Genomic DNA, 2,981 nt, shown 5'->3' with positions numbered 1-2,981 from the left:
GCCGGGCCCTCGCCGCCGGCGTCGCCCTGGCCGACCGGCACGGCCCGGACCTGCGGGCCGGGTGGATCTTCCTGGCCGGCGCGGCCACCGCCGCGGTGCCGCTCGCCCCCGGCGTCCACGTGCGGGCCACCGTCCAGGGGCTCGGCACCGCCGCCTTCACCACCACCGGCGGTACGCCCCTCACCACCACCGGCGGTACGCGATGACCGCGCACCTGGTCGCGGGCAAAGCCACCCCACGCGGCAAGTTCCCGCACGTCAAAACAGCCGCCGGCCTCATCTTCGTCTCCGGCACCTCCAGCCGCCGCCCCGACAACACCATCGCCGGGGCCAGCGTCGACGAATACGGCACCACCCAACTCGACATCCGCGAGCAGACCCGCGCGGTGATCGCCAACATCGCCGACCTGCTCACCGCCGCCGGTGCCGGCCTGACCGATCTGGTCTCGGTCACCACCTACCTGGTCAACATGAACGACTTCGGCGGCTACAACCAGGTCTGGGCCGAGCACTTCGACCACACTGGACCGACCCGCACCACCGTCGCCGTCCACCAACTACCCCACCCGCACCTGCTCATCGAGATCCAGGCCATCGCCGTGGCACCGGCACGACGGTGAGGCTTCGGCGTAGCCGGTGCCGTGGCTCGGCGACACCGCGACCGTGCTCGCCGGTGGCGCAGTCGGCGACAACCTGTGGATCGGGTGCGCTGCGACGTGGGTGAGCGCGACACCAGGTTGCGGGGTCGTCGCATGACCATCGCGGTACGGCAGGATGGGCGACGGAGACGCCTGTACCCGTGACGACGACTGCCGGAGACGCCGTGACCACCGACATCCACCCGCAGACCGCAACGCCGGACCGGTTCGCCGTACCGGCCGGCCTGGAGACTCCCACCCTGCTGCTCGACCTCGATGTGCTGGAGCGCAACCTCGACGAGATGGCCGGTCTGTGTCAGCTGCATCAGGTGGGGTTGCGGCCGCACGCCAAGACCCACCGGATCCCCCGCATCGCATCGATGCAGCTGGATCACGGGGCAGATGGGATCTGTGTGGCGAAGCTCGGTGAGGCCGAAGCGTTCGCGGCGGCCGGGGTGGCCCGTATGACGGTGGCATATCCGCTGGTCGGCCGCGACAAGGCCGAACACGCGGTGCGGTTGGCGCAGCGCTGTGAACTGACCGTCGGCGCGGACAGTGTCACCGGCGCCCGGACGCTCGGGGAGGCGTTCGCGGCGGCCGGGCGGCTGTTGGACGTGCTACTGATCGTCGACAGCGGCCTGGGCCGGTGCGGGGTGGCTCCGGCGGAAGCCGTACGGGTCGCCTGGGACATCGCCGAGCTGCCCGGCGTCCGGTTGACCGGGGTGATGACGTACGAGGGCTCGGTGTACGCGGCGACCGACCGGGCGGATCTGATCCGGCGTTCGCGGGCGGTGGCCGGTGCCATGGTGGACACCGCTGCGGCGATCCGGTCGGCCGGGCTGACCCTGTCGACGGTGTCGCTCGGTGCTTCCGCTTCGGCGCGGATTGTGGTGGCCGAGCCCGGAGTGACCGAGATCCGGCCCGGTATCTACGCCTTCAACGACCTGGGGCAGATCGCGCTCGGCAACGCCACCGTGGCGACCTGTGCGGTCCGCGTCCTCGCCACCGTGGTCAGTCATCCGGAGCCGCACCGTGCCTGTATCGACGCGGGGTCGAAGACGTTCGGCCAGGACGGTCTGCCGGCGTCGGCGCATGCCGACGCCTACGGTGGTCACGGCCTGCTGGTGGGGTTGCCCGGATGGCGGATCGACCGGCTTTCCGAGGAGCACGGCTGGCTGCGGTGGGTCGGGCCGGGTCAGCCGAGTGCGCTCACGATCGGGCAGCGGGTGCAGGTCGTTCCGAATCATGTCTGCATGGTGTTCGCCGGTCTCGGCGAGGTGACAGCGGTGCGCGGCGGCGAGGTGGAGGCGGTCTGGTCGACGATCGGGCCGGGCGCGTCGAGGTGACCAGAGGTAGATGCACACAATGTGTAGTTGCGAACTACTTGCAATAGAGCATACTGGTCGGGACCGCTGAGCCCGCGACCGGAGGGTGGGCGATGCCCGTCTACACCTTGCCCGACATGCCGTACGACTACGGTGCCCTCGCCGAGGCGCGCGACAAGGGTGACTTCTCGACGTTGGTCGGCCTGGAGAAGACCTTCGCGTTCAACCTTTCCGGCCACGTACTGCACTCGATCTTCTGGAACAACCTGTCCCCGGACGGCGAGCTGTCTGCCGCGATCGACGAGCACTTCGGCTCGTACGAGGCGTTCGCCGGGCAGTTGTCCACCGCCACCAAAGGGGTGCAGGGCTCCGGCTGGGGAGTGCTCGCCTGGGAGCCGATGAGCCGTCGGCTGATCGTCGAGCAGGTCTACGACCACCACGGCAACGTAGGTCAGGCCACCACTCCGATTCTGGTCTTCGACGCCTGGGAACACGCCTACTACCTGCAGTACCGCAATGTTCGTCCGGACTACGTCGACCGTCTGTGGGAATTGGTCGACTGGAGCGACGTCGCGGCCCGCTTCACCGCCGCCAGCTCAGCAGGCAGCCCGATCGTCGTGCCATGAGCGGCGACGACAGCCGGGTATTCACCGAGTCGGCGTTCGTCGCCGCGCAGCGCGCCGCCGGGTTCATCGCCGCCCGCCAGCGCGGAGACCACGACGGCGCGGCCGCGCTGCTGGCGGAGTTCCCCGACGAGGCGGCCCGGACCGGCGGCTTCTGCGTACTCGCCGAGTTGGCGCTCGCGTTGGTCCGGGCACAGACCGGGCAGAGCATGGACGACCTGGTGCAGGAGCTGTCCCTGCAGAAGGCTGCCATGCTGGCCGACCCGCCGTCCGAGCCGCCGGCAGCGGGGGGGGGGGGGGGTGGGTGGGGGGGGGGGGACAGGGGGAAAAATTTTTTTTTTTGTTTTTTTTTTTCTTTTTGTTTTTTTTGTCTGGAGGACCCCACCACCCCCCCCA

The 2,981-nt window shown here is 69.5% G+C and carries 4 protein-coding genes and 1 pseudogene; all 5 read left to right on the top strand.

Translation table 11 applies throughout. From position 1 onward, the window contains the following. Window positions 1-206 (top strand): annotated as a pseudogene (locus ACXAHD_RS31770) (hypothetical protein); the annotation flags it as partial. Then, a complete protein-coding gene (locus ACXAHD_RS31765) occupies window positions 203-619 on the top strand; it encodes a RidA family protein (protein WP_281554984.1) in 417 nt (138 codons plus the stop codon). The pseudogene ACXAHD_RS31770 and the gene ACXAHD_RS31765, both read left to right, overlap by 4 nt. A 203-nt stretch (window positions 620-822) precedes the next feature. Beyond that, on the top strand, window positions 823-1,983 hold the full coding sequence (locus tag ACXAHD_RS31760; RefSeq protein ID WP_281554983.1) for an alanine racemase: 1,161 nt from the start codon (window positions 823-825) through the stop codon (window positions 1,981-1,983). Window positions 1,984-2,075: 92 nt separating this feature from the next. Further along, entirely contained in the window at window positions 2,076-2,588 is a 513-nt protein-coding gene (locus ACXAHD_RS31755; RefSeq protein ID WP_281554982.1) for a superoxide dismutase, read from the top strand. Continuing rightward, window positions 2,585-2,981, top strand: a 397-nt coding sequence (locus ACXAHD_RS31750; protein ID WP_475055103.1) for a hypothetical protein, incomplete at its 3' end; no start/stop codon positions are given. The genes ACXAHD_RS31755 and ACXAHD_RS31750, both read left to right, overlap by 4 nt.

It is taken from the genome of Micromonospora sp. ABR4_055, assembly GCF_056160425.1.
This window is presented reverse-complemented; position numbering and strand designations above follow the sequence as displayed.

What these genes read in the sequence shown, in the direction of transcription:
- ACXAHD_RS31765 (WP_281554984.1), top strand. Translation starts at nt 203, where the DNA reads ATGACCGCGCACCTGGTCGCGGGCAAAGCCACCCCACGCGGCAAGTTC.
- ACXAHD_RS31755 (WP_281554982.1), top strand. Translation starts at nt 2,076, where the DNA reads ATGCCCGTCTACACCTTGCCCGACATGCCGTACGACTACGGTGCCCTC.